Here is a 25,553-nt window from a genome sequence, read left to right as displayed (position 1 = left end):
AGCCGTTTACATCCGGACGGAATCCCTGCCTGCATGTGCATCCTAGTTTCCGTTCCGGCATCCGGCTTATAACTCGTTCTGCACGTACTCGGCAAACTGACGGATCGTCTCTTCGTTGCGCCGATAATACGTCCATTGTCCTCTTCGCTCGGAGAGCAGTAACCCTGCCTTGAGCATGGTCAGCAGATAACTGGATATAACCGACTGAGCCAGTCCAGCCTTCAGTTGAATCGTGCCGACACAGATTCCGTTTTTGCCCCCATCCGGATGCTGGGACAGTTCCAGCGGTGAAAAGTGTTGCTCCGGGCTTTTGAGCCACAACAGGATTTGTCTACGTGTCTCGTTCGATAATGCTTTGAATATAAGTATAGGTTCCATGGGTACGATTATACCCCCTTTCAGGCATTTTGCAAACACATGAACAAACAAACCGACTCATGATCGAGTCGGTCTGGTATCATATGGAATTCCTATAGAGAACCAAAATCTATATTAGAATTTGGTCGTTACCGTCTGTTTAACCTGATCCAACATGGCTTGATATGCAAGTGCATCCAGGTATCCAATACTACCGAAGAGCAGATGATCTACGGCTTCAATGCCTACAAAATCGAAGATACCTACGTCCGAAGTTATTTTCAATCCAGCAGTCATGCCAATCTGATCATAAATTTCACTTGGTGTACCATGTGTGTTGATGATGAGTCCTTTTTTGCCTGTCAGCAATTTCTCGATACCCGCTTCACCCGCTGCATATGCAAAACCATAGGCGAATACACGGTCAACATATCCTTTCATAATGGCAGGAAGTCCTGTCCACCAGATCGGATAGATGAATGTAATGGCTTCTGCGTCGGTAACATACTGTTGCTCTGTCGCGATATCCTGTGGTGTCTGTCCTGCGCGCATGGAAGCTGTATCGGCTTCAGTCAGTACGGGTTGGAATCCAAGCTTATACAAGTCACGAACAACCACTTCATGGCCTTGAGCTTCGAGAGCTTCTACAGCAGTATTGAGGATTGCGTTATTAAAGCTGTCTGTGTGCGGGTGAGCATATACGATAAGATGTTTCATAGTGTGAATCCCTCCAGGTTTGGTTTGAGTTAGGTTTCGAAAATGGGGTTACATTGATACGTTCCCGAATACATAGATATCTATGTATATGGGTAAAAAATATTAGGGCTCCTCTGCCTCCATCCCAGTCAAATCTGGAAAGGGTTGCAGACAGAAGAGTTCATTCATTATAACTTTCGGACAATAATGGACAGCAAACTCTCCAATTGCTCCGACTGTTCATCGGACAGGCCACTATAGATGATGTCATTAATCTGCTCGGATACCTGATGGAAGATCGGTTCGAGCCGCTTCCCCTGCTCAGTGAGGCGAATCATCGTCACCCGGCTATCTTCGGCACTCTTGCTGCGTTCAACATAACCGAGCTTCTCCAGCTTGTTGACCAGTACCGTTACCGTTGGTTGCGTGCGTTGAACACGTTCTGCCAACATCTTGATTGACAGCGTCTCTTCACGGTACAAGAACATCAATACATCCCCATGAGAAGGTACAATGCCTGTCACTTCATGCTGTTCCAATTCGTGAACAATCCGTTTGTTGACATGATCTCTGATTCTTGCAATCAGTGCAATTGCGTTGTATTTTGGCATGACCTCATTATACATAGACATCTATGTATGTTCAAGTTCTTTTTTATCTAAAAACAAAAAAGCCCGATAGTTTCCATCCTTGTACCTGTGGAAACTATCGGGCTGTTTCGATCCTGTTTTGTTTTTCTGATCCTCTATACTATAATGTTAGATCTTGATCTTAAACCTTGATATTAGATCATCGTTCCTTGACTCATGTTGAATTTTGCTGAATTCAGTTAATCCATTGGGAGATTTTCTCAACCGATTGTCGGGACTTTTCACGCGTGGGCTCCTCTACCCGATAACCGAAGGCTGCCATCACCGAGACGTCCCATGCACCATTCTCCAGCAAACCCTCTTCTTCCATAATTCGATGGACATCGTCACGACTGAAACCTTCGATCGGACAAGAATCAATCTCGATTTGAGCTGCCGCCGTCATCATGTTGCCAAGTGCAATATACGTCTGTTTGGATGCCCAGTCGAATAATGATCGTGGATTATCCAGAATTCTCTGGTTATTTTGGAACTTTCCATAAGCCTGACTTGTTAGCTCAAATACGTCCTCCGGCATTCCTTTTGTTTCCTTCAACATGTATTCCGCATAGGGAGAATTATAACTGGCATCGGACCGGGCCAAAATAACAACAAAATGGCTTGCTGTTGCCAATTGCTTTTGAGCGCCGGAAGAAACTTCGGACAGACGCTTGCGCAGGTTCGGATTTTGTACAATCAGAAATTTCCACGGTTCAAGTCCAATGGAACTTGGAGATAATCTGCCGGTTTCCAATATAAATTGGAAATCCTCATCCGAAATTTTGCGGGTATCATCAAAGATCTTTGTTGCATGTCGGAAATGATAAGCCTTTAAAATGTCTTCCTTTTTCTTTGACTTTGCTGTAACTTCCATGGAGCTCCACGTCCTTTTTTATATTTTTTATGTTGAATCGTTAGTCTCTAATTTTGGATTTGCTTAAGTATTAGTTTAGAATCTATATCCTAAAATGAAAAGTACGCACATTATTGTTTCTAAGTTTCCAAAAGTAACTATTGTGTCCTAACAAGGAAAATAGCCGTTGCTGGATCATATATCTTCTCCCCAGACGGCATTTTTTCACACATGAAGTTTACAGTTGCTCCATAAATTCATTTTCAGAAATGACGGTATATCCTTCTTGTCTCAGCAATGCTGAGGTGACACCTTCTCCAGCTACCATGTGGTTGGCAAAACTCCCATCATAGATCATCTGTGTACCACAGGACGGACTGAACTCCTTCAATACCACACATGACACATTCAATTTTCGCGCCCAATCGAGCGTCTGATAGGCTCCCTTGATATACAGGTCCGTGACGTCCTTGCCACTTTTCTCGATCACTTTTGCAATGCCTGCCAGTACATCCTTGCCTGTTCCACCGATAATTTCAGCCGGTTCCCGTGGAGTGGAGAATCCGCCAAGTAACTCCGGACACACCATCTTCGCCTGCTCCTGCTCCACAAGCTCCTGAATCTTCTCATCCAGGCTCGCTGTTCCATTGTAACGGCAAGCTATCCCCGCCAGACAAGAACTCACCAAATATTTCATCATTATCTCCTTGTGTTCATTCTATTGATGAATTAAATTGTAACATGTAAGATCAAGCTCTATAACTCGCCTCTGGTGATCATCGTAATTTTTACATCTTCATTGTAGCGAACCCGTATAACATCTTTCGGCGACTCTAGTTTAAATATGGCAATCCCCGGATTATCAACTTCCCTATGAAGAGTGTATCCTTGGAGGTTAACGTTAAATACCTCTTTAATCATCGCCCCTACCTGCTCCCTGAGGATAGACTCCTTTACGTCATAAATCTCCTGATGATACGCTTCTACTTCGTCCCAATTAGTAAAATCATTTCGATATAAATTCTCCCCAATTACAGAGTAAACTTTAGTTTCTTCTCCTACAATCATTTGAACTAAATAATGATCATTGAAACTAAGATTAATTACATCTCTCCCAATTTCATCATCTTTGGTACGACTTACCCCCCTAAGTTTTAGAGAAGTTTCACCGAATACTGCCTTAACGGCATCCTCCGCATCTGCCAGCACTGCCTGAGATACCTGATCAGGACTAAGCTCGCCTGTAATCGAGATAGCCTGATCCTGTTGCCATACAATCTCCCCATAATTACTCTCATTCACTAATGTTAATGTCGTATGTGATATCGGCTCCAACTCCCCTTGCTTCATACTCACATAACGTTGAACGGATACAGGTTTAAGCGTTGGAGTGCTGCCTATACTTTGCAAAAGCGATGGAACTTGACGCAGGTAACGGTGCTCCAGCTCGCTTGGCTGCATCTCTCGTCTCATTCCTACTTCACGCAGATTGCCTGTTGTCGCATCTAGCCATATCTGCGCATACTCCTTCTCACTTTCATGTCCAGCCTCTACATATATTCTGCCGGACACAGGCAAATCTTCCACTTTCGTAATCTTCAGCTGTTTACCCAGATCATCTCGCATCGTAGTCGCAACATTTCTTTTCATTTTGTCGGTCAGCAGATTTGTGTTCAAACCATCGGATAACTGTAATGCTGCTGTCGGATAGACCTGCTCGATCACAGGTTTCACCAGTTTTCCCTCATCCCAGCTCCATAGGAACAATCCAGCGGCAATAACCACCGCACCCGCGCCGGCAACAAGAGGCCCTCTTCTAAGGCGACGCTTGTGTGACACGTTGCCTACTTGCGGTCTAAACGGTCTGGGCGACCTATAACTTTGCTCCAAACCATCTCCCAGACTCCCCTCCTCCGACTTCTTCATCCACTCCACCTGTTGAAGCACCTTTTGCTTGTGATCCGCTGTAAAAGGAGACGATGCAAACGGTCCCTTCCGGATCTCCTTTTCCCATTGCTCATCCTTGTGTTTCATTCGCTTCGCTCCTCCCATTGTTTCCGTACCTTATTCTTACCTCGGGATAGTCTGGATTTTACTGTGCCTGAGCTGATTTTCAACATCTCTGCAATCTCACTTGTCGTAAGCTCATACTTCAGATTCAGCAAAAGAATCTCCCTGAACTTCTTCGGCAAAGCCAGAACAATATCCCAGATTTCATGGACATGCTCCTTACGCATCACTTCCATCTCAGCCGAAGGATGTGTAGGCTGCTCTGCAATCATGACTCTTTGGCTCGAACCCACACGCTCTGTCTCCATGGGTAAGGTCTCTCCCCACAGACTGCTACGAAAAAATTTAGATTTTCGATATGTAAAAGTCGTGTTTCTAGTAATCGTCAACAGCCATGTTTTTAGTGAGCACTCTCCGCGATAATGAGCAACCCCCGAGTACGCCCGAATAAAAACTTCCTGTGACAATTCATCTGCCTGTTCGGCACTTTTGGTCAGAAAATAAGCGTAATTCCACACGTCGTTTCCGTAGTCATCCATAATGCTGCTAAGTGTGTAATTGTCGATGGTCTGAGCCTGTGCCAGAAATTGATAATCCAACTGTTGTTCACCTCACTTAATATGACTGGATCAATTGTGGTTTGGTTCCCTGTTTTGAACATTATTTCTTATTATTGTAGCAAAATAAAAAACAGCGTGTTCAATATCACTGAACACACCGATTTATTCAAGTAGTTCCGGTCATTTGAATGACCGATCAACTTTCTGATCGCTGTTACTATCAAATTTCTCCTTACTCCTTCATACTTTAACCGCAGCAATCATCAGAAACATCGGTCTCCGATTTTCGTCTCGCATGCCAGGAACCTGTTCAATCATCTCCGGTGATGGTTTGGATTCAGCCACCTGCTCAATGGCAAACCCGGCCTTAATGAGTTCATTCATATGTGTTGCCAGTGTACGATGATATTTAACCACATCCTGATTCAGAAAGTTCGCCACACGCTTCCCTTCATCGTGGTAATCATCCACGGGCCAGTGCAGGATCTCACCTTCGGGTCCGTAATGCCAATCCTGCGCAGCGCGAGCGGTAAAGATGGGATGTTCGGAGGAAAGGACAAACGTGCCACCTTGAATAAGACATTCATTGATTTTGGCATACACCGTGTCTAACTGTTCAATATAATGCAAAGCCAGCGAACTGATCACAACGTCGAATTGTCCCGGTGCAAAATCAATATCTTCAATCGCCAGCTGCTCGTACTGGATCTGTGGATCGTCCGTCATCTCACGAGCCCGCTGGAGCATATTCTCAGACAGATCTACACCAATTACTGAACTCGCTTGTTGCTCGCGTGCATACCGACAATGCCAACCAAAACCACATCCCAAATCCAGAACACGCTTGTCTTTTAAATTCGGCAGAAGTGTCTGCAGTTCATGCCACTCTCCAGCAGCCTCCAGCCCTTGAACAGAACGAGCCATCTTACTGTAGTTATCAAAAAATTCCGATTCATCGTATTTATTTTGTTTCATCAAGAGATTCCTCCCGCCTTATAAAATATCAACCTACTCTACCACATAAACGATATTCAAACGCAAAAGTTGCCAAGAGAATTCAAGCCGTGTTATCATACAGAACGAACGTTCAGTATTATTGTATACAGAATGAACATTCAGTTTACTAACGGAGGTCAATATGAATACGAATTGGACGCATCCATTGGAAGGGCAATCGGTAGGCAAAGCTTTTATTAGCTACCTTGTGCCTTCTGTATTGGGGATGCTGGTGGTTGCTTTTAATTTTATTATCGACGGCATTATGGTGGGACACAAACTGGGCTCTACCGCGATGGCCGGGATCGGCATTGCCTCTCCTGTTTACACGCTTTTTGTTGCCATGTCACTGTGGATTGGTATGGGCGGGGCAACGTTGTATTCTAACGCTATGGGTAGAAAAGATATCACATCAGCCAAACAAATTTTCACCAAATCCATTATGCTCATAATGCTCGTTACGATGGCTATTGGTTATACTGCATTTACGTTTAAAGACAAGCTGGTATACTCCCTCGGTGCTAATGCCGAGACTTTCCCGTTTGCTTCGGACTACATGAATATCATGTTGTTGTTCGGATTTGTCTTTACCATTGAAAATGCACTCTCTGTTTTTGTTCGGAACGACGGGAATCCCAACACATCCATGTACGCTCAGATAACGTTTGCTGTGGCCAATATCGTCATTAATTATGTAACATTGTATGTACTCGAATGGGGTGTACGCGGTGTGGCCATCGGTACTATCGTATCGGCTTCTCTTGCGCTGCTTGTCCTGTTCACTCACTTTTTCAAAAAAACAAATAATCTCACGTTCACCCGGTTCAAATGGAACAACAAACTGCTGGCTTCCCTTCTACTCATTGGTTTCCCCAGCTTTCTGGCTGAACTTGGCATGTCGGTCTTCTCTGTCTCTCACAATATCTCCATGGACCGCATTGCGGGTACGGATGGTGTAGCTTCCTTTACCGTGCTGAACTACATTCATGGTGTTGTATTGTTGGCTTTCCTGGGTCTGGCATCCGCTGCCCAACCTCTGATAAGCTATTATCACGGTGCCAGTCAGGTTACACGGGTACAACAAACGATACGTTTAGCCACGAAAACGGCTCTGGCATGCGGTCTACTGTTACTGCTTATTGTTCAAATCGGTGCACCTTATTTCGTGCAAATCTTTGGAAACTTCAGTAGCGGCGTAACGGATAATGCCGTATACGGATTACGTATATTTACATTTGCTTATGTGTTTATGGGTGTTAACTTTGTCATGAGCACCTATTTTCAATCTGTAGGTAATGCCAAAATGGCCATCTGGATTACAGCTGCACGTGAGATGATCATCATGATTGCACTGATTGCAGTCCTCCCTTCCTTCTTTGGTGTAACGGGTGTATGGCTTGCCGTACCGTTATCTGAGATGCTCGTTCTTGCAACTATAGCCGTATACTATAGAAAACGATCCCTTAAGGATCGAATAAACGCGTTGCAGGCTGAATAACGTTATCAGATGAGTTAACGGCATCAGATGAAAGATAAATGGAACGCGGATAGCATGTAGGTAGACCCCATAAATAATTAAACAAAAATCTAAACAAGCCCTGCACGATCCATAAAGATCGGTCAGGGCTTTGTTATGTTTTGTCCTATATTAGATATAAGCAATTAGATACGTATATCGAATCGGCCATTGCTATCCGTTGTTGCGTTTGCAATTTCCTTAGGGGTAGCTACGCCCTTTCCATTGGCTGAGGCTTGGGCAGGTGGCGCCTCCTTAGCAACGGTTGTACCTGCTCCTTGAGAGCTTTGCTGTGCAATCTGCGCCTCAATCTGCTTGATCTGCTGTTCAAGCTGTTTGGTCTTTGTCTCCTTTGTCTTCTCATCGTCCTTGCTGGACTGGACTTTCTCCAGTTGAGCCTCAAGCTTCGTCTTTTGTTTCTCTAAACTACTTGAATTTTCCGAACTCGAAGATGTCGATATGTATGATGTTGTGGAGCTGGCTGCAGAAGATATATTCATTATGGTTCTCCTCCTCTTTACATGGCTTCACTATATCCCATCCCACTGAAACGTACGTTAAAATCAACTGAAAGGTTGCTGAACGAAGCTATGAGAGTCCGGAATTCAAATAGATGAAATACATATAGTAGCTTTAATCAATAGTCAGTCTAATCATACAGTGTAGGCCCTGGTGCACTCTGATCTGTAAAGTTAGTTGTTTCCCTGTGTAAATAAAAACAAAAAAGACACACTCGATATGATCAAGTGTGTCCTTCGATTGCTTGGCGGCGTCCTACTCTCCCAGGACCCTGCGGTCCAAGTACCATCGGCGCTAGAGGGCTTAACGGTCGTGTTCGGGATGGGTACGTGTGGAACCCCTCCGCCATCGCCACCAAACGCGATTTGTCGAAGCATAGCTTCTTGAAATCAGATATGGAACTGAAAATCATACACACATTCTGTGATGTACCAATTTTCATTTCAGAGATCGTTCTCTGAAAACTAGATTCGAAACGAAACATGCGAATGATCACTTGCTATTGGATAAGCCCTCGACCGATTAGTACTGGTCAGCTCCATGCATTGCTGCACTTCCACCCCCAGCCTATCTACCTCGTCGTCTTCAAGGGGTCTTACATACTGGGAAATCTCATCTTGAGGGGGGCTTCACGCTTAGATGCTTTCAGCGTTTATCCCGTCCGTACATAGCTACCCAGCGGTGCTCCTGGCGGAACAACTGGTACACCAGCGGTACGTCCATCCCGGTCCTCTCGTACTAAGGACAGCTCCTCTCAAATTTCCTACGCCCACGACAGATAGGGACCGAACTGTCTCACGACGTTCTGAACCCAGCTCGCGTACCGCTTTAATGGGCGAACAGCCCAACCCTTGGGACCTACTTCAGCCCCAGGATGCGATGAGCCGACATCGAGGTGCCAAACCTCCCCGTCGATGTGGACTCTTGGGGGAGATAAGCCTGTTATCCCCAGGGTAGCTTTTATCCGTTGAGCGATGGCCCTTCCATGCGGTACCACCGGATCACTAAGCCCGACTTTCGTCCCTGCTCGACTTGTAGGTCTCGCAGTCAAGCTCCCTTATGCCTTTGCACTCTTCGAATGATTTCCAACCATTCTGAGGGAACCTTTGGGCGCCTCCGTTACTCTTTAGGAGGCGACCGCCCCAGTCAAACTGCCCACCTGACACTGTCCCCGCACCGGATTACGGTACCAGGTTAGAACCTAGATACGATCAGGGTGGTATCCCAACGTTGCCTCCACGCAAGCTGGCGCTCACGCTTCAAAGGCTCCCACCTATCCTGTACAGATCGTACCCAAATTCAATATCAAGCTGCAGTAAAGCTCCATGGGGTCTTTCCGTCTTGTCGCGGGTAACCTGCATCTTCACAGGTATTAAAATTTCACCGGATCTCTCGTTGAGACAGCGCCCAAGTCGTTACGCCATTCGTGCGGGTCAGAATTTACCTGACAAGGAATTTCGCTACCTTAGGACCGTTATAGTTACGGCCGCCGTTTACTGGGGCTTCGGTTCACAGCTTCGGATTGCTCCTAACCACTCCCCTTAACCTTCCAGCACCGGGCAGGCGTCAGCCCGTATACTTCGCCTTACGGCTTCGCACAGACCTGTGTTTTTGCTAAACAGTCGCTTGGGCCTTTTCACTGCGGCCCCCTCGTGCTATTCACACTACCGGGGCACCCCTTCTCCCGAAGTTACGGGGTCATTTTGCCGAGTTCCTTAACGAGAGTTCTTCCGCGCGCCTTAGAATACTCTTCTCGCCTACCTGTGTCGGTTTGCGGTACGGGCACCTTCACCTGGCTAGAGGCTTTTCTTGGCAGTGTGAGATCATGACCTTCGCTACTACAATTTTCGCTCCCCATCACAGCTCAGCCTTACGATGTGCGGATTTGCCTACACATCAGCCTCACTGCTTAGACGGACATCCATCAGTCCGCGTCACTACCCTACTGCGTCCCCCCATTGCTCATAACGGCTTACGGTGGTACAGGAATTTCGACCTGTTGTCCTTCGACTACGCCTTTCGGCCTCGCCTTAGGTCCCGACTTACCCTGAGCGGACGAGCCTTCCTCAGGAACCCTTAGGCTTTCGGCGGATCAGATTCTCACTGATCTTTTCGTTACTCATACCGGCATTCTCACTTGTATAATGTCCAGCGCTCCTTACGGTACACCTTCAACCCTTATACAACGCTCCCCTACCCCTGATGCAAGCATCAAGCCATAGCTTCGGTGGTGTGTTTAGCCCCGTTACATTTTCGGCGCAGAGTCACTCGACCAGTGAGCTATTACGCACTCTTTCAATGGTGGCTGCTTCTAAGCCAACATCCTGGTTGTCTGTGCAACTCCACATCCTTTCCCACTTAACACACACTTGGGGACCTTAGCTGATGGTCTGGGCTGTTTCCCTTTTGACAATGGATCTTAGCACTCACTGTCTGACTCCCGGAAGTAAGTCTATGGCATTCGGAGTTTGACTGAGCTTGGTAACCCTTGCGGGCCCCGCACCCAATCAGTGCTCTACCTCCACGACTCTGTTTTCCGAGGCTAGCCCTAAAGCTATTTCGGGGAGAACCAGCTATCTCCGAGTTCGATTGGAATTTCTCCGCTACCCCCACCTCATCCCCGCACTTTTCAACGTGCGTGGGTTCGGGCCTCCAGTGCGTGTTACCGCACCTTCACCCTGGACAGGGGTAGATCACCCGGTTTCGGGTCTACGTCCACGTACTACATCGCCCTATTCAGACTCGCTTTCGCTGCGGCTCCGGCTCTTCACCTTAACCTTGCACGGGAACGTAACTCGCCGGTTCATTCTACAAAAGGCACGCCATCACCCCTAAAACGGGCTCTGACTTTTTGTAAGCACACGGTTTCAGGTTCTATTTCACTCCCCTTCCGGGGTGCTTTTCACCTTTCCCTCACGGTACTGCTTCACTATCGGTCGCTAGGAAGTATTTAGCCTTGGCAGATGGTCCTGCCGGATTCATACGGGGTTTCACGTGCCCCGCACTACTCGGGATCCGTCTCGGAGGGAACAGACTTTCAACTACAGGGCTTTTACCTTCTTTGGCGGGCCTTTCCAGACCTCTTCGCTTAACCGGTTCCTTTGTAACTCCATGTGAGACGTCCCACAACCCCAAAGAGCAAGCTCTCTGGTTTGGGCTTCTCCGCGTTCGCTCGCCGCTACTGACGGAATCACTATTGTTTTCTCTTCCTCAGGGTACTTAGATGTTTCAGTTCCCCTGGTATGCCTCTACACAACCTATGTATTCAGTTATGAGTAACTGGAAATTACCCCAGCTGGGTTTCCCCATTCGGACACCCCCGGATCAAAGCTTGCTTACAGCTCCCCGAGGCAGTTTCGTTGTTCGCCACGTCCTTCATCGGCTCCTAGCGCCTAGGCATCCTCCGTGTGCTCTTAGTAGCTTAACCATTGCGCTCGTGTTCGAGCTGTCGCTCCGCTTGGTTTGCTTGCGCAAATCCAAAAGTCGCTCCATTTCGATCACTCGCTCCAGCAATCTACCGTTTTTATTTAAACTTGTTATACACAAGTTCAGCTAAAAAGGAATGTTCTAATTCGCATTTACTTTCGTTTCGATATCTAGTTTTCAAAGAACAAGCTCCATGCAAAAGCAAGCTGTTTGAGAGTTTGAGCTCTCAAAACTGAGCAACGAGTGAGTTAAAAGCTTTACGAAGTAAAGCTCGCTTCGGAAGCATGCTTCCTGAAGACTTGTATTTGAATGTTTCCACGCGGGAAACGATTCTCCATAGAAAGGAGGTGATCCAGCCGCACCTTCCGATACGGCTACCTTGTTACGACTTCACCCCAATCATCTATCCCACCTTCGGCGGCTGGCTCCTTGCGGTTACCCCACCGACTTCGGGTGTTATAAACTCTCGTGGTGTGACGGGCGGTGTGTACAAGACCCGGGAACGTATTCACCGCGGCATGCTGATCCGCGATTACTAGCAATTCCGACTTCATGCAGGCGAGTTGCAGCCTGCAATCCGAACTGAGACCGGCTTTTTAGGATTCGTTCCACCTCGCGGCTTCACAGCCCGTTGTACCGGCCATTGTAGTACGTGTGTAGCCCAGGTCATAAGGGGCATGATGATTTGACGTCATCCCCACCTTCCTCCGGTTTGTCACCGGCAGTCACCTTAGAGTGCCCACCCGAAGTGCTGGCAACTAAGATCAAGGGTTGCGCTCGTTGCGGGACTTAACCCAACATCTCACGACACGAGCTGACGACAACCATGCACCACCTGTCTCCTCTGTCCCGAAGGAAAGATACATCTCTGCATCGATCAGAGGGATGTCAAGACCTGGTAAGGTTCTTCGCGTTGCTTCGAATTAAACCACATACTCCACTGCTTGTGCGGGTCCCCGTCAATTCCTTTGAGTTTCAGTCTTGCGACCGTACTCCCCAGGCGGAGTGCTTAATGTGTTAACTTCGGCACCAAGGGTATCGAAACCCCTAACACCTAGCACTCATCGTTTACGGCGTGGACTACCAGGGTATCTAATCCTGTTTGCTCCCCACGCTTTCGCGCCTCAGCGTCAGTTACAGCCCAGAGAGTCGCCTTCGCCACTGGTGTTCCTCCACATATCTACGCATTTCACCGCTACACGTGGAATTCCACTCTCCTCTTCTGCACTCAAGTCACCCAGTTTCCAGTGCGATCCGGGGTTGAGCCCCGGGATTAAACACCAGACTTAAATGACCGCCTGCGCGCGCTTTACGCCCAATAATTCCGGACAACGCTTGCCCCCTACGTATTACCGCGGCTGCTGGCACGTAGTTAGCCGGGGCTTTCTTCTCAGGTACCGTCACCTTGAGAGCAGTTACTCTCCCAAGCGTTCTTCCCTGGCAACAGAGCTTTACGATCCGAAAACCTTCATCACTCACGCGGCATTGCTCCGTCAGGCTTTCGCCCATTGCGGAAGATTCCCTACTGCTGCCTCCCGTAGGAGTCTGGGCCGTGTCTCAGTCCCAGTGTGGCCGATCACCCTCTCAGGTCGGCTACGCATCGTCGCCTTGGTGAGCCGTTACCCCACCAACTAGCTAATGCGCCGCAGGCCCATCCCCAAGTGACAGATTGCTCCGTCTTTCCAGTTTCCTTCAGGCGAAGAAAACAACTATTCGGTATTAGCTACCGTTTCCGGTAGTTGTCCCAAACTTGAGGGCAGGTTGCCTACGTGTTACTCACCCGTCCGCCGCTAAGTCTCAAAGAAGCAAGCTTCTTATCAACTCCGCTCGACTTGCATGTATTAGGCATGCCGCCAGCGTTCGTCCTGAGCCAGGATCAAACTCTCCAATAAAGTATTGAAAAGAGCGATAAGCTCATTTTGAATCTGACGAGATTAAACATCTCATTTGTGCTCCAGTCGATCCAAGCCAAGGCTTGTCTCAAACTTTCGCGTTCATTCTGCAAGCAGAATGTTTACTCACTCGTTGTTCAGTTTTCAAAGATCAAACTTGTTTCGTTACCGAATGTCGTTCTCTTCAGCAACTCTTATATAATATCATGTCCGAACCAACTTTGCAAGCTCTTTTTTCAAGTTTCTTTCGAAGCTTATTTCATTCGCTTGCCGCACCGTGTTTCTCGTGTTTTTTTGGCCGGAAATAGAATATACCATGCAGCAAACGCACTTGTAAAGAGTTAATTTCTAAAAATATTAATTTTACAATCTAACCCTATTAAGGACCTTGAATCTACAATGTTATCATATGTTTAATTGTGTTATCATGCACACTTGAGCTTCACTATCTAATCTGTCTTTCTTCTATATATAAGAAGGTAACCCTCTCAACTCTCTTATTCGAGACGAAAGGGTTGCCTTCTATAATAATCTATATTTATTTACGTTCTACTTTATATCCTTTATCTTCAAGCAATTTCACGATACCGTGATCGCCCAGGTAGTGTGCCGCGCCAACAACAATGAAATACTCCTCGCCTTTGCCGTTTTTCAAGTAACCATCGATTTTGTCCGCCATACCAATGTTACGATCAACCAGCATTGCTTTGTTGTACTCCTCGTTCGTGGAGAAGCTGTTAGTCAGTTCTAGTAATTGCTCGTCATTACCCGTTTTCCACATCTCAGCCATCTGATTCACACTGTTATCCAGCACGTCGAAGTTCTCGATTGTCGCTTTCAAAGTTTCCTCTTGTGTTTCTTTGGAAAAGTCGTTAAACATGCCAAGTTGAGATTGATAACTTTCCAACTCAATAACTGGGAGTTTGCGCTCGATTGCTTTCTGGATGAAATACAGATCCACTCCTGCTGACGCTTCGTATCCAGCCGTTGCGGACTTCAAACTTGCGAGTGTGCTCTCTACTACCCAAGGCTTAAATGCATCCAAAGCGTTAGGCTCTAAACCATTTTTCTTCAGTACATCGCCCAGCTTCGTATAGGTTTCACTGGAAATGTGATCTTTCAGTGTTGTTCCATCCTGATATGAACCCAGGCTTAGAACCAGCTTTTGCTGCTCTTCGTCAGCCGCTTTGCTAATATCAATCTCTACCCCAAGATAGTCAGCTTCCGCAAATGCTTCCTCAAACTCCGGACGCAATGGATAGAAGCTCTCATCCGCAATATGCATAGACCCTACCAGATAGACCGTGTTGCCATTGCTTTCCACTTCCCACATGAAGCCACGTCCACCCGTTTGAGGAGTTTCCGTTGCTCCATCTTTGGATACCAGCAGCACGGTGCGTGTTGCAGCATCCCAGCGCACTTCATAACCCGCTGCATCTCCAACGATGCGGATTGGAGCATACGTCACACCGTTGATACGTGTAAGTTTGCTTTTCAGTGTAATCGTTTTGCCATCAATCACAGCCGTAATCGTATCATCTGTCGCAGTTGTTAGCTTCACGTCCATCGCATCCAGTGTAGTCCGCAATGGAACCAAGGTTGTACCTTTATCTACGATTGGTGCTCCTGTAGCATATTTCACTGCCTGGTCATTGACCTTGACAGAAGTTTCTTGTGGAGCAGCCATAGCCGGTACGGCAGATGTGAGCAAGCCTACCGAGATGGTGAGAGATAAGAGCATGCGTTTCCAATTCTTCATATTATGTATTCTCCTTTAGTGAATATATTTGCCGACCCATTTTAATAGAATGGACATACCTAGATATTACGGATAAAGGCGGGAATTGGTGCCACTCCACAAACGGAGCAGCACTCTTTCCCTTCATTACTCTCAATAGATAAGAAATAACAGAAACGAATCCGTCACATAGTTTCGATGCTAGATATTCGCAAAGTCCAAGCTATTCCATGATAAATAGATACTGATTAGAGCCAGGAAAAAGAATGCTATAGAAACCTTCCGATTCCCCCGCAGCTTCACTCCATATGAGACGAAGAAAATAGCGATAGCTAGTTTAGAGATGCTTTGGTAGTAGCCCTGCTCTGAAAAGGCCGAACTGCTAAACACAATTGAAAGTAGCAGTGTAGAGAGAATTAGTGCTTTAAACCACAGCGGGTCCCTCAAGAACTGTATAAAGAACCCTTTTAACTGCTGCATGATCATCAGCCGCCCTCTCCTGAACTCTACTTAGATCTTATAAGCCTTCATGGCCTTAAATAACTCTTTAAAGGTTGGACGTTTACCGTACATCAGCACACCTGTGCGATAGATTTTGGCTGCAAGCCATCCGAAGATGATAATGGACACAATGAGAATCGCTAATGAAGTTAGAATCTCCCAAGTCGGTGCAACTCCCGCACCGATCCGTACCAGAATCGCGGTCGGCGACGTGAATGGAATGAAGCTTGCGATTTTCAACAACAGAATGTTCGGTGTAGAAATACTGAAGATCGCAATATAGAAGGATACAAGCGACAACATCGTAATCGGCAGAACAGCCTGACCCAGTTCTTCCGTACGGCTTACCATTGAGCCAATGGCAGCGAACAACACGGCATACAGGAAGTAGCCCAGAATGTAGAATATGAGTCCATACACAATAACCGCAATATTCACATCACTCAGACTCATATTGAAATCACCTAACACTGCACGGTTATGCGGTAGCAGGATATTTCCGGCAACCACTGCTCCGAAGATCCCGATTTGCAGCATGCCCACCATGAAAATACCGATGATTTTACCAAACATCTGACTGAGCGGGGATACACTCGTAATCAGAATCTCCATAATACGCGAGCTCTTCTCCGCTGTGATCTCTGAAGCAATCATGTTGCCTGTCATCATGGTCGAGGTGAACAGCAGGATGATCAGCAAGTACACCACAATATAGTTAATCGGGCTCATCGCACCTTCTGACTCAGCACCGGCCCCACTTCCATCCGTACTCAAGCTTTGCTCGGTGAGCTTCACAGGTGTTGTAATCAGTTCCTTCTGCTCCGCTGTGAGTACATCTTTCACAACCACATCCAGCTTCACACTCTGCAATGCAGCTTCAATGGATGCAATAATCTGAGGTGATACATCTTCTGCTGAATATAGAATGGGTTGTGGGAACTCCTGTCCAGCAACCGCTTCAAACTTCAGATAGCCATCGGTAAGCCCTGCTTCCGCATCCGCTGCAAGAGCCGCTTCATCCTTGTCTCCACTGGCAATGAATCGATAGACCTGATCCCCTTGCGCCGACGAGAAACTCTCCAGTTTCTCGGAAACTTCAGGCTGCCCTGCGCTCAGAAGACCAATATTTACAGGATTGCTACTTGAAGCTCCGCCAATGGAACCTCCATTAAATAAGGTAATGAAATATGGAACATTGAGTCCGATTGAGATTAAAAGTGCAAGTACAATGGTCGTCACCATGAATGATTTCGTTTTAACCTTGTTTTTAAATGTAAAGCCCGTAATCGTTCCCATTTTATTCATTCGACTCACCTACCTCACGAATAAAGATTTGGTTAAGCGTTGGTTCCTTCAGTTCAAAGTGTTCCACTGTCGTCTGAGTCATGGCTGTTCTCAAAATCTCTTGAGCTGCTTCCACCTGACTAATATGTATCAGGTAACCACGCTCATTCCGCTCGACTTTCTTCACACCAGGCAACTGTTCAAGCCCCTCCACACTTCCAACTGTACCCAGGAACACCTGCTCACGTGGATAACGGCTCTTAATCTCCTTGATCTCGCCTTGTACCACCGTGTTGGAACGATGCAGAATGGTGATCTGGCGACACAACTCTTCAACGTGTTCCATGCGATGTGTCGAGAACAGAATAGCTGTACCTTCATCTCGTAATTCCTTGACAGTGGATTTGAGTAATTCCACATTCACAGGATCCAGCCCGCTGAACGCTTCATCCAGAATGAGAATCTGCGGTCTATGCACTACAGCTGCAATAAAGCCCATCTTCTGCTGATTACCTTTGGATAACTCCTCAATCTTCTTATCGTAATATTCCGGAACTTCGAACCGATCCAACCAGTATTTGAGACTTTGATCTGCATCCTTACCATTCATGCCACGAAGCCGTGCCAGATAATTAATCTGTTCGCTGACTTTCACCTTCGGGTACAATCCACGCTCTTCCGGAAGATAACCCATAATCTGCTGCAACTCTGTGTTGTAAGGCTTGCCATTGTACAGGATATTCCCCCCGTCCGGGTGAATCAGTCCAAGCACCATGCGCATCGTTGTTGTTTTGCCTGCACCATTGGCTCCGAGCAGTCCGTAAATCTCCCCTTCTTTTACATTGAGCGTAACTCCATTAACGGCTGTTTTGTCTGCATATTGCTTGACGACTTGCTTCAATTCCAATCGGTTCATCATTTATCGTCTCCCTTCGGTTATTTCCACTGTACGGGTGCATACCCGGCAATCCAGAACGCCAGCACTTCATCCAATTCCAAGTTGCGGATTTTCAATACTCGGTTATTCGATAGCTCCAGTCTCTCCTGCGCTTCGCTGACCCGGGTTGTAATGACACGAACCAGCCCTCTTTCTTCCAAAGAAGATTCCACAACACCCGGGATACTCTCTGGCCTTAAGTCTCCTTCATACCAGACTTCTTTCCACTGATCGAGCACCATGTCTTTCTCGGCCATACCCAGTGACTGACCACGGTGCATCAAGACGATGTAATCCGCAAGTCTTTTGACTTCATCTGCTATATGTGTGGCAATCAGAATCGTGGTGTCCCCCTCAGCCATGAAGGTACGGAACTGCTCAACCATCACTTTCCAGGCAAAGGGGTCCAGTCCTGATGAAGGCTCATCCAAAAGCAATAATCTGGGGCGAGCTGCAATCGCAGCAGCAATCTCGAATTTCCGCCGCTCTCCCTTGGACATTTTGTTCAGCTTCACATCAACGGGTACTTCCATATCGTGAATCAGTTGATCGAACAACTTCATATCCCATCGCGGGTACCAGTAGGCCCGAAATTCAGCTGCTTCCTGTGCTGTTATCCGATTCTCTTCAAGCCCGGCATTGTCAGCCACAAAACCGATCTGTTGTCTCAGTTCAAGGGGAAGTGGTCCCTCACGTTCCTTCCCAAACCATATAATCTGCCCGGCATCTGGCAGCACCACTTGTTGCAGCATGTTAAGAAGTGTGCTTTTTCCAGAACCGTTATGACCGAGAATAGCAACTACATACCCTTCCGGGATGGTCAGATCAATCGGGCCAATTACTCTGCGTTTTCGCATCTTGGATACACCGTTCAACTGAACTGCTATGGGTTCCATGTATGAATCACTCCCTTACTTCGCGTAAATAGCCTTCAGGACTTCCCGGAACAGGCTCTCCATCTCTTCTTCCGTACAGCCTACCGATTTTCCAGACTGCACCGCAGCCTGCATCGCTTCCTGTGCGGCCTTCAATCTATAATTTTCTCTATCGCCGGCTTCTACCTGGGCCACAAATGTACCTGTCCCCTGCTTCGTACGAAGCAGGCCTTCATTCTCCAGATCCTGATAGACCCGTCTAACCGTAATCACACTGCAATTCAGCGCTCCGGCGAACTCACGAATGGACGGCAAATGTGTTCCCTCCTCCAATTGACCCGTTATAATTAAAGATCTTAATTGATTTTCAATTTGGTGGTATAAAGGTTCAGCGCTATTTTCATTAATTTGAATGGGTATTTTCACATCTTGCACCTCGCCCTCCGGTACACTCCAGTCTGTTGCCTGACCGTGCCGGTCTCATCCTGTATTCGTACATAAGTCATTTTAATTTAAATCCCGAAGAACCAGCTTCTTCAGCGTCAAGCGGCTAAACAACCATAATCCTGCGATACCAGCCACCAGAGCAATCCACATGATCGGGGAAAGCAACCCCCATGATTTACTCGCATCCATCACCATTCGAAAGCCGTAACTGCCTGACATTCGAATCAATAAGGATATGCCAATCGCAAGGGGTACAAAAAGCGTACTGAGAACCAAGTATTTCTTGCCACTATTCAGAAACTCTCCGTAAATATATAATCCTGTTACCAAAAGTCCATAACCTGTACAGGTCAGGCTAAAAGCCAGATATTGATCCCATCGGAATCCTTCGGCATGAAGGCTAACCACGTATAACGATCCGTAGAAAAAAATACCATTGTAAGCAAACGCCATTAGAGCTTGCTGTAACCTGGACCACATCACCGCTTGTTCAGGGATCGGGATTCTGCGATAGTAGGCCAACATCTGCGTATAGGAATCCTCCTGTATGTAACGGAAGGAGCGCCTGCAGAACATGAACCCTTGAAATGGCAACATGATTAAAAAGAAGGAATCCACTACAGGATTAATGAAATCTGTCTGTTGTTGTCCCAATAACATCACACCGCTCATGCCGCCAGTGTATATCATGAATATTGCAGACCATAGCCATTGGAGCTTATCCTTACTCGTCTGGTTGCGGGTCAACCACCACGCCTGCTTCCATTCGTTCATATGCATGCCTGCCTTTCAGTTGTCATTCACTCATCTTGCGCACTGTAATCACTGTGTTTACTGTATATATCAATATACACAGTATACAGACCGAATACTGATCCCGTCAACCCCTAATTTTCCTGAATCAGGAAGATGGGATGGGACACGGTTCAAATTTACGTTAAAATAAATTATAGTCACGGATCAAAGAAAGGAAGATTACAACTATGGATTGGCTGGTCGAGATCGGGTTTGTGCTCCTTTTCCTTATCGTCGTTATCTGGTTGATCCTCCGGGATGAACCTCATCGTCATTCTGCCAAAAAAGGCAGACACCGCAGACACCGTAACAACGGTTATGCCGACTCTGCTTCGGGATATCCGGTCATTACAGGAGATGAATCCTACGATCGACATGTCAGACACACACCGGATCACAAACATCATGATTCAGATTTTTCATCAGGCATACATTCTCATCACGGCAGCGATAGTGGTAGCAGCGATTCTGGAGGAGATAGTGGCGGTGGCGACAGTGGGGGTGGCGGGGATTAAACAAACATCATTCCCGATCACAAAAGAAGGGCTGTACCCGTTATTGTGTAAACACAATTCGGGTACAGCCCTTTGCCGTTCTCTAGCACCTGTTAGAAGAAGAGGCCTTGCGATTAAACGAGGTTATAACCACTAGGCAGACTGCGGTTGGCGCGGATCGCACGAATCTCGGCCAGAGTCAGCCGCTCATTCGTGGAGATCAGGGATTCCACGTCATTGCCACGGATAAGATCATCCAAATCTCTCAAGTTGGTGTTGCCGCGGAAGACACGGAATCCCCCCTGAAAGTTAGGCCGTGTGAACACAACGAGTGTTGCATTGGAACTTGTTGAGAAAAAACGCAGGCTCTCCACCCCATCCAAAATATTGTCCAGGTTACGAAGACCCGTGTTGCCACGATAGATGCGGCTTCTTCCTCTGTAGTTCTCTTCTGAATACACGGTAAGGCGTGGATACGTTTGACTGACATTGACTGTTTTTTTCATTTTGTTTCCCCCTCTCGAACTCATTCTATGAATGAATGAGAGAGGTAGCGTGGACGAATCTTCTGCTAGATTCGTCCATTTTCATATTTTCAGAAGATCATAGTGACGCACGCACGATTAGCCCGAGGTTGTGCCCCCACTTTTACACGCCGAGAATAGCTTCCCACACCGGACGTGTATGACCACCAGGATATAAGAGATATAGAAGAACATACACAACAACACCTGTTAATGCTGACCCGAACCAGATCATGGACGTGAACCTGCCCCAGCGGCGATGTGTTCCGAACTTCTTTTTGAACCCCAACACCAGTGTTGAAATACCGAATATCGCTGCCACGGTAGCCAGGATAATATGAAAAATTAGAAATATCCGATAAAAGATCTCCAGATCCGGGTCTCCACCCCAAGCCGTATTACCTACGAATATTGTGCGAGACATATAGATCACAAAGAAGATTAGAGCTGCAATCGCACCTGCTACCATGGCGGACTGATGAGCCTCGCGTTTGCCCCGAATAATCAGTACCCATCCAATCCCCACCAGTACTGCACTTATCACAATGAAAGAAGTACTGATCGTAGGTAGCCAAAAATACATATCCATCGTGTGTTCCCCCTCTTGTCAGAACATTGACTTAATTATTTGGCAGCCGGATTGAGTGGCCCCCCAGCGCCCCCTGCAGGATACGAATCATCATCATCTTCCTGCTTCTCTTTCCGATACCATTGGAAAAAGACATAGGCCAGCATGGAGGCGAAGATCCCTTCCTGAATAAACTTCATTACAATGCCACCCACCTGCTGATCTTCCTTCGCGGAGGACAGGAAGTTGAAGAAGGCCGGTCCACCGAATGAGCGAAGTAAAGCCGTAGAATCCCCAGACACACAATACCGCATGGCTTCAGCCCATACTGCCGGGTTGCTGTACGTCTGATACAACGGCTCGGACGCAAAAATAATCAATCCACACGCAGGCGTGAGCAGCACCATATTCAGAAAAATAAAACCGATCTTGGATAGACCCGAAGCTTGTCTGCCTTCTGGTAACGGATTCAGCAATGTCCACCACATGAGCATCGAGGTGATAAACAGTGCAATATAATACAACCGGTGAACGGTAAAATTCAGCATAACGTAATCATGTACAATCGGTAAGTGATACAGCGAAAACAGCCCGTTAAAGATCACTGCCGCAACGATCGGATGAGCCAGGAACGATAGCTGGCGTGTTGGCAGCCAACGTACGACTCTGAGCCATACCCAGATCGGCAAACCTTTCATCATCAGCGGCGGCGCTACCAGATAAGAGAACGCCATGCTTACCATGTGAAAACTAAACATCACGTGACCAAGCAGATTAAATGGTCCAGCTTGAGCCAGATAGAGGACAAACAACCCTGTAATAAACATGATTTTCTGACCGGCAGTCGCAGGCTCTGCATCTTTTATTTGCTCGCTTAACGGTCCCACGAGCACTAAATACGCCGCAGCAATGATCAGAAATAAAGCCAATATAAGTGGACTCCATAAGTCGTTGAAGCTAAAATATTGCAACCCGAGCATACGGGAAACCTCCCCGTGACCTGATTTGGTTGTTGCCTTTATTTCTTTGTGAAGATTCATTCGCCAAAAAGGGGAAAAGACGGCGGCATTGCGCCGCCGCCATCTCTTTTACCACCAGACCCAATAAAGTGCCATAATGATGCACGTAAAGGCTACGAAGAAGCCAAAGGCCATGAACAGGATTGGCATCAAATGCCCTTTATCCTTCATGTGCATCCAGTAACCCAACTGAACGAATACCTGAAGAATAGCCATCACGAGCAAAATAATTATTGTAAAGGTTGTGTTGACCCCTCCGGCAGAAGCAGCCGCAAACGCAATCAGCGTGAGAATAATGGAGAAAACAAACACCACGACGTGTTTCTGTGGCCCTTCCGTCCGGTGACGGTGCTTCACAGGCTGTTGATCTGTCTTATCCTGTGCTGACATGTGTTACCCCACCTTTCCGAGCAGGTACACGACCGTAAAGATGAACACCCAGACCACGTCAATAAAGTGCCAGTACATTGCGGAGACGTATACTTTAGGTGCAGTTACGACCGTCAATCCTTTTTTGAACAGCTGCCCAATAATGATTCCGATCCACACAATACCGAAAGCAACGTGCGCTCCGTGGAACCCGACCAGTGTATAGAATGCTGAACTAAAGGCACTGGTAGTCATGCCAAACTCTTTATGTTTCACATACTCATAGAACTCGTATATCTCCAGCGCGAGGAATCCCATACCCAGTACCACCGTGATGCCAAGCCACAATGCCAGTGCATCTCGCTTGCCCTTATGCATGGCCTGAATTGCAAATACACTCGTCAAACTACTGACCAAGAGAATGAACGTTGCAGCGGCCACGAGTGGCAGGTGAAACAGTTCATTCGCCGTAGGTCCATCATTGGTTTGGCCACGAAGAGCCAGGAAGGTAGCAAAGAGCGTACCGAACAGTACCGTCTCTCCGCCAAGGAACAACCAGAAGGCAATCAGCTTGTTACGTCCCTCCAGCGTTGCTTTCTCCGGTTCATGCGGCAATTTGTCGTTCACCGGTTCGGCATGTGAGGTTGTCATGTTCTAGCCCCCTTCTCATCCTGATCCTCCGGTTCAATATGCCAGCCATGATCATCATAAAGTGAACGCAGTGCCATTGATCCAAATGTAATCAGAAGACCAATAACAACTACAATATAATTGTTAAACAATACATTCATAAACGCATTACCGAATTCATCCTTGCTGAACATCAAACCAAGTCCGGCAATAAAGATCCCCACAGACATTACAAACGGCAACGGCGTTGCTGATGGCATATGAATCGAACCCACGGGTTCTGCTGGTGTCATCTCCGTATGTCCTGCCATCTTTTCCTTCCAGTACGCATCAATTCCACGTACCAGCGGAGTCTGCTTGAAATTGTATTCCGGCGGCGGTGAAGGAATGGACCATTCCAAAGTACGACCGTCTTCCCACGGATCGTTTGGCGCACCAGCCGGTTTTCTCATGGTGATTACGATGTTCGCGAGGAACAAGATAACTCCCACACCCATCAGAAATGCCCCGACGGAGCTGACCAGATTGAACAGATCAAAATCCTGATTCGGCAAATATGTAACGATCCGGCGCTGCATTCCCATCAGACCGAGGAAATGCTGTACAAAGAACGTTAATTGGAAACCAATCATAAATGTCCAGAATGTCCATTTTCCAAGTGTTTCACTCAGAATACGTCCGAACATCTTCGGCCACCAGTAATGCAATCCCGAGAACAAGCCGAGTACAAGTCCCCCTACAATAACGTAGTGAAAGTGGGCTACAACAAAGTACGTATCATGGAATTGGAAATCCGCCGGAGCAGATGCCAGCATGACACCGGTAACACCACCCATAACGAAGGTTGGAACGAATCCAACAGCAAACAGGTTCGCCGCTGTAAAGCGGATCTGTCCACCCCACATCGTAAAGAGCCAGTTAAAGATTTTGATCCCGGTAGGTACGGCAATCAACATTGTCGAGATGGAGAATAGCGCGTTGGCTACATTACCTAGACCTGTTGTAAACATGTGATGCGCCCATACCATGAAGCCCAGGAAGGCAATCAGGATGGTGGCAAATACCATGGAGCTGTAACCGAACAGCCGTTTACGCGAGAAGGTCGGAATAACCTCCGAGATGATACCAAATGCCGGCAAAATCAAAATGTATACTTCCGGGTGCCCGAAAATCCAGAAGATGTGCTGCCAGAGTACGGGATTACCGCCCCCTGCTACATCGAAGAAATTCGCTCCCAGTATACGATCAAACGTCAAAAGTACAAGCCCTACCGTGATGGCAGGAAAAGCAAAAAGAATAATGGCAGATGTAATAAATGTCGTCCATGTAAACATCGGCATCCGCATGTAGGACATGCCTGGAGCACGCATTGTAATAATCGTTGCGAGAAAGTTAATGCCCCCGATGAGTGTTCCCAGACCCGCGATCTGAAGACCGATGGTATAGAAATCCACACCATGCGTTCCACTGTACTCACTGCCCGAAAGCGGCGTATATGAGGTCCAGCCCGCATCCGGTGCTCCTCCCATAACCCAGCTCAGGTTCAACAGCAGTCCCCCAAAAAGGAACGTCCAGAAACCAAGTGCGTTAAGAAAAGGAAAGGCAACGTCCCGTGCACCGATCTGCAAAGGCACGACTGCATTCATAATGGCAAAAATAAGTGGCATGACACCAAGGAAAATCATCGTTGTTCCATGCATGGTAATCAATTCGTTGAAGACCTGTGCCGATACAAAATCATTCATAGGCTTCATCAGTTGAATCCGAATTAAAATGGCTTCAATGCCGCCGATTCCAAAGAAAAATCCACCCGCAACCAAATAGAGAATGGCGATTTTTTTGTGATCGACGGTGGTGATCCAATCCATCAAGCCCCTGTACCTCTTGACGCTATGCGCATGAGCCAAGGTTGTGTACC

Annotated in this window: 23 protein-coding genes and 3 rRNA genes; 2 read left to right on the top strand and 24 right to left on the bottom strand. The window is 47.1% G+C overall.

Features of this window, described 5'->3' with window-relative positions; all coding sequences use genetic code 11:
* Positions 1–66: 66 nt before the first annotated feature.
* From MKY85_RS03155 to MKY85_RS03120, 8 genes are all read right to left on the bottom strand, one after another.
* Positions 67–378, bottom strand: a complete 312-nt coding sequence (locus tag MKY85_RS03155; RefSeq protein ID WP_339239380.1) for an ArsR family transcriptional regulator — start codon at positions 376–378, stop codon at positions 67–69.
* 114 nt (positions 379–492) lie between these two features.
* Positions 493–1,074, bottom strand: a complete 582-nt coding sequence (locus MKY85_RS03150; protein WP_339239379.1) for an NAD(P)H-dependent oxidoreductase — start codon at positions 1,072–1,074, stop codon at positions 493–495.
* Between the two features lie 167 nt (positions 1,075–1,241).
* Positions 1,242–1,664 (bottom strand): MarR family transcriptional regulator, encoded by a 423-nt coding sequence (locus MKY85_RS03145; protein WP_091018819.1) that lies wholly within the window; start codon positions 1,662–1,664, stop codon positions 1,242–1,244.
* 214 nt (positions 1,665–1,878) lie between these two features.
* Positions 1,879–2,556 (bottom strand): NAD(P)H-dependent oxidoreductase, encoded by a 678-nt coding sequence (locus tag MKY85_RS03140; RefSeq protein ID WP_339239378.1) that lies wholly within the window; start codon positions 2,554–2,556, stop codon positions 1,879–1,881.
* Positions 2,557–2,773: 217 nt separating this feature from the next.
* Positions 2,774–3,232 carry a DUF523 domain-containing protein gene (locus tag MKY85_RS03135; RefSeq protein ID WP_342573263.1) on the bottom strand — a complete coding sequence of 153 codons (459 nt, stop codon included), beginning with the start codon at positions 3,230–3,232 and terminating at the stop codon, positions 2,774–2,776.
* A 59-nt stretch (positions 3,233–3,291) separates the two neighbouring features.
* Positions 3,292–4,569 (bottom strand): hypothetical protein, encoded by a 1,278-nt coding sequence (locus MKY85_RS03130; RefSeq protein WP_342571757.1) that lies wholly within the window; start codon positions 4,567–4,569, stop codon positions 3,292–3,294.
* Positions 4,566–5,144 carry a sigma-70 family RNA polymerase sigma factor gene (locus tag MKY85_RS03125; RefSeq protein ID WP_342571756.1) on the bottom strand — a complete coding sequence of 193 codons (579 nt, stop codon included), beginning with the start codon at positions 5,142–5,144 and terminating at the stop codon, positions 4,566–4,568. The genes MKY85_RS03130 and MKY85_RS03125 overlap by 4 nt, the downstream gene beginning before the upstream one ends.
* A 201-nt stretch (positions 5,145–5,345) precedes the next feature.
* Positions 5,346–6,080 (bottom strand): class I SAM-dependent methyltransferase, encoded by a 735-nt coding sequence (locus tag MKY85_RS03120; RefSeq protein ID WP_342571755.1) that lies wholly within the window; start codon positions 6,078–6,080, stop codon positions 5,346–5,348.
* 163 nt (positions 6,081–6,243) lie between these two features.
* On the opposite strand from MKY85_RS03120, the gene MKY85_RS03115 reads away from it, so the two are divergent.
* A complete protein-coding gene (locus tag MKY85_RS03115; RefSeq protein ID WP_342571754.1) occupies positions 6,244–7,599 on the top strand; it encodes an MATE family efflux transporter in 1,356 nt (451 codons plus the stop codon).
* 164 nt (positions 7,600–7,763) lie between these two features.
* Here MKY85_RS03115 and MKY85_RS03110 read toward each other — a convergent pair whose 3' ends face one another.
* From MKY85_RS03110 to MKY85_RS03065, 10 genes are all read right to left on the bottom strand, one after another.
* Positions 7,764–8,117, bottom strand: coding sequence for a FlxA-like family protein (locus tag MKY85_RS03110; protein WP_342571753.1), 354 nt, complete (start codon positions 8,115–8,117; stop codon positions 7,764–7,766).
* Positions 8,118–8,378: 261 nt separating this feature from the next.
* Positions 8,379–8,495 (bottom strand): 5S ribosomal RNA (rrf, locus tag MKY85_RS03105).
* A 143-nt stretch (positions 8,496–8,638) separates the two neighbouring features.
* Positions 8,639–11,563 (bottom strand): 23S ribosomal RNA (locus MKY85_RS03100).
* 339 nt (positions 11,564–11,902) lie between these two features.
* Positions 11,903–13,454: ribosomal RNA gene (locus tag MKY85_RS03095) — 16S ribosomal RNA — on the bottom strand.
* The 16S, 23S and 5S rRNA genes sit together here, the layout of an rRNA operon.
* Positions 13,455–13,992: 538 nt before the next feature.
* The gene (locus tag MKY85_RS03090; protein WP_342571752.1) at positions 13,993–15,213 is read right to left on the bottom strand and encodes a TraB/GumN family protein; all 1,221 of its coding nucleotides are present in this window, start codon (positions 15,211–15,213) and stop codon (positions 13,993–13,995) included.
* A 489-nt stretch (positions 15,214–15,702) separates the two neighbouring features.
* Positions 15,703–16,998 carry an ABC transporter permease gene (locus tag MKY85_RS03085; protein ID WP_342571751.1) on the bottom strand — a complete coding sequence of 432 codons (1,296 nt, stop codon included), beginning with the start codon at positions 16,996–16,998 and terminating at the stop codon, positions 15,703–15,705.
* The gene (locus MKY85_RS03080; protein ID WP_339242897.1) at positions 16,991–17,893 is read right to left on the bottom strand and encodes an ATP-binding cassette domain-containing protein; all 903 of its coding nucleotides are present in this window, start codon (positions 17,891–17,893) and stop codon (positions 16,991–16,993) included. Before MKY85_RS03080 ends, MKY85_RS03085 begins: the two co-directional genes overlap by 8 nt.
* 20 nt (positions 17,894–17,913) lie before the next feature.
* Positions 17,914–18,810: an ABC transporter ATP-binding protein gene (locus tag MKY85_RS03075; protein ID WP_342571750.1), complete on the bottom strand. Its 897-nt coding sequence runs from the start codon at positions 18,808–18,810 to the stop codon at positions 17,914–17,916.
* A gap of 15 nt (positions 18,811–18,825) precedes the next feature.
* Positions 18,826–19,215: a GntR family transcriptional regulator gene (locus tag MKY85_RS03070; protein ID WP_339261296.1), complete on the bottom strand. Its 390-nt coding sequence runs from the start codon at positions 19,213–19,215 to the stop codon at positions 18,826–18,828.
* 81 nt (positions 19,216–19,296) lie between these two features.
* On the bottom strand, positions 19,297–20,010 hold the full coding sequence (locus tag MKY85_RS03065; RefSeq protein ID WP_339258665.1) for a hypothetical protein: 714 nt from the start codon (positions 20,008–20,010) through the stop codon (positions 19,297–19,299).
* A 209-nt stretch (positions 20,011–20,219) separates the two neighbouring features.
* Here MKY85_RS03065 and MKY85_RS03060 point away from each other — a divergent pair, with 209 nt between their 5' ends.
* Positions 20,220–20,546, top strand: coding sequence for a hypothetical protein (locus MKY85_RS03060; protein WP_339258663.1), 327 nt, complete (start codon positions 20,220–20,222; stop codon positions 20,544–20,546).
* 113 nt (positions 20,547–20,659) lie between these two features.
* On the opposite strand, the gene MKY85_RS03055 is transcribed toward MKY85_RS03060, so the two are convergent.
* The 6 genes from MKY85_RS03055 to ctaD all read right to left on the bottom strand — a co-directional run bounded on the left by MKY85_RS03055 (position 20,660) and on the right by ctaD (position 25,542).
* On the bottom strand, positions 20,660–21,031 hold the full coding sequence (locus MKY85_RS03055; RefSeq protein ID WP_105601396.1) for a hypothetical protein: 372 nt from the start codon (positions 21,029–21,031) through the stop codon (positions 20,660–20,662).
* Between the two features lie 142 nt (positions 21,032–21,173).
* On the bottom strand, positions 21,174–21,638 hold the full coding sequence (locus MKY85_RS03050; RefSeq protein WP_339258662.1) for a DUF420 domain-containing protein: 465 nt from the start codon (positions 21,636–21,638) through the stop codon (positions 21,174–21,176).
* A 35-nt stretch (positions 21,639–21,673) separates the two neighbouring features.
* Positions 21,674–22,597: a cytochrome c oxidase assembly factor CtaG gene (ctaG, locus tag MKY85_RS03045; RefSeq protein WP_342571749.1), complete on the bottom strand. Its 924-nt coding sequence runs from the start codon at positions 22,595–22,597 to the stop codon at positions 21,674–21,676.
* A 108-nt stretch (positions 22,598–22,705) separates the two neighbouring features.
* Positions 22,706–23,026, bottom strand: a complete 321-nt coding sequence (locus MKY85_RS03040; RefSeq protein WP_278297054.1) for a cytochrome C oxidase subunit IV family protein — start codon at positions 23,024–23,026, stop codon at positions 22,706–22,708.
* 3 nt (positions 23,027–23,029) lie between these two features.
* Positions 23,030–23,656: a cytochrome c oxidase subunit 3 gene (locus tag MKY85_RS03035; RefSeq protein ID WP_047840264.1), complete on the bottom strand. Its 627-nt coding sequence runs from the start codon at positions 23,654–23,656 to the stop codon at positions 23,030–23,032.
* Positions 23,653–25,542: a cytochrome c oxidase subunit I gene (ctaD, locus tag MKY85_RS03030; protein WP_342571748.1), complete on the bottom strand. Its 1,890-nt coding sequence runs from the start codon at positions 25,540–25,542 to the stop codon at positions 23,653–23,655. The genes MKY85_RS03035 and ctaD overlap by 4 nt, the downstream gene beginning before the upstream one ends.
* Between the last annotated feature and the right edge of the window lie 11 nt (positions 25,543–25,553).

Origin of the sequence: Paenibacillus sp. FSL R5-0749 (assembly GCF_038595085.1) — a bacterium.
In the GTDB taxonomy this organism is placed as follows: Bacteria; Bacillota; Bacilli; order Paenibacillales; family Paenibacillaceae; genus Paenibacillus.
This window is presented reverse-complemented; position numbering and strand designations above follow the sequence as displayed.

Bases quoted from the DNA above. Each gene is read 5' to 3' on its own strand.
- MKY85_RS03155 (WP_339239380.1), bottom strand. From the start codon at position 378: ATGGAACCTATACTTATATTCAAAGCATTATCGAACGAGACACGTAGA.
- MKY85_RS03150 (WP_339239379.1), bottom strand. From the start codon at position 1,074: ATGAAACATCTTATCGTATATGCTCACCCGCACACAGACAGCTTTAAT.
- MKY85_RS03145 (WP_091018819.1), bottom strand. From the start codon at position 1,664: ATGCCAAAATACAACGCAATTGCACTGATTGCAAGAATCAGAGATCAT.
- MKY85_RS03140 (WP_339239378.1), bottom strand. From the start codon at position 2,556: ATGGAAGTTACAGCAAAGTCAAAGAAAAAGGAAGACATTTTAAAGGCT.
- MKY85_RS03135 (WP_342573263.1), bottom strand. From the start codon at position 3,232: ATGAAATATTTGGTGAGTTCTTGTCTGGCGGGGATAGCTTGCCGTTAC.
- MKY85_RS03130 (WP_342571757.1), bottom strand. From the start codon at position 4,569: ATGAAACACAAGGATGAGCAATGGGAAAAGGAGATCCGGAAGGGACCG.
- MKY85_RS03120 (WP_342571755.1), bottom strand. From the start codon at position 6,080: ATGAAACAAAATAAATACGATGAATCGGAATTTTTTGATAACTACAGT.
- MKY85_RS03115 (WP_342571754.1), top strand. From the start codon at position 6,244: ATGAATACGAATTGGACGCATCCATTGGAAGGGCAATCGGTAGGCAAA.
- MKY85_RS03110 (WP_342571753.1), bottom strand. From the start codon at position 8,117: ATGAATATATCTTCTGCAGCCAGCTCCACAACATCATACATATCGACA.
- MKY85_RS03090 (WP_342571752.1), bottom strand. From the start codon at position 15,213: ATGAAGAATTGGAAACGCATGCTCTTATCTCTCACCATCTCGGTAGGC.
- MKY85_RS03085 (WP_342571751.1), bottom strand. From the start codon at position 16,998: ATGAATAAAATGGGAACGATTACGGGCTTTACATTTAAAAACAAGGTT.
- MKY85_RS03080 (WP_339242897.1), bottom strand. From the start codon at position 17,893: ATGAACCGATTGGAATTGAAGCAAGTCGTCAAGCAATATGCAGACAAA.
- MKY85_RS03075 (WP_342571750.1), bottom strand. From the start codon at position 18,810: ATGGAACCCATAGCAGTTCAGTTGAACGGTGTATCCAAGATGCGAAAA.
- MKY85_RS03065 (WP_339258665.1), bottom strand. From the start codon at position 20,010: ATGAACGAATGGAAGCAGGCGTGGTGGTTGACCCGCAACCAGACGAGT.
- MKY85_RS03060 (WP_339258663.1), top strand. From the start codon at position 20,220: ATGGATTGGCTGGTCGAGATCGGGTTTGTGCTCCTTTTCCTTATCGTC.
- MKY85_RS03055 (WP_105601396.1), bottom strand. From the start codon at position 21,031: ATGAAAAAAACAGTCAATGTCAGTCAAACGTATCCACGCCTTACCGTG.
- MKY85_RS03050 (WP_339258662.1), bottom strand. From the start codon at position 21,638: ATGGATATGTATTTTTGGCTACCTACGATCAGTACTTCTTTCATTGTG.
- ctaG (WP_342571749.1), bottom strand. From the start codon at position 22,597: ATGCTCGGGTTGCAATATTTTAGCTTCAACGACTTATGGAGTCCACTT.
- MKY85_RS03040 (WP_278297054.1), bottom strand. From the start codon at position 23,026: ATGTCAGCACAGGATAAGACAGATCAACAGCCTGTGAAGCACCGTCAC.
- MKY85_RS03035 (WP_047840264.1), bottom strand. From the start codon at position 23,656: ATGACAACCTCACATGCCGAACCGGTGAACGACAAATTGCCGCATGAA.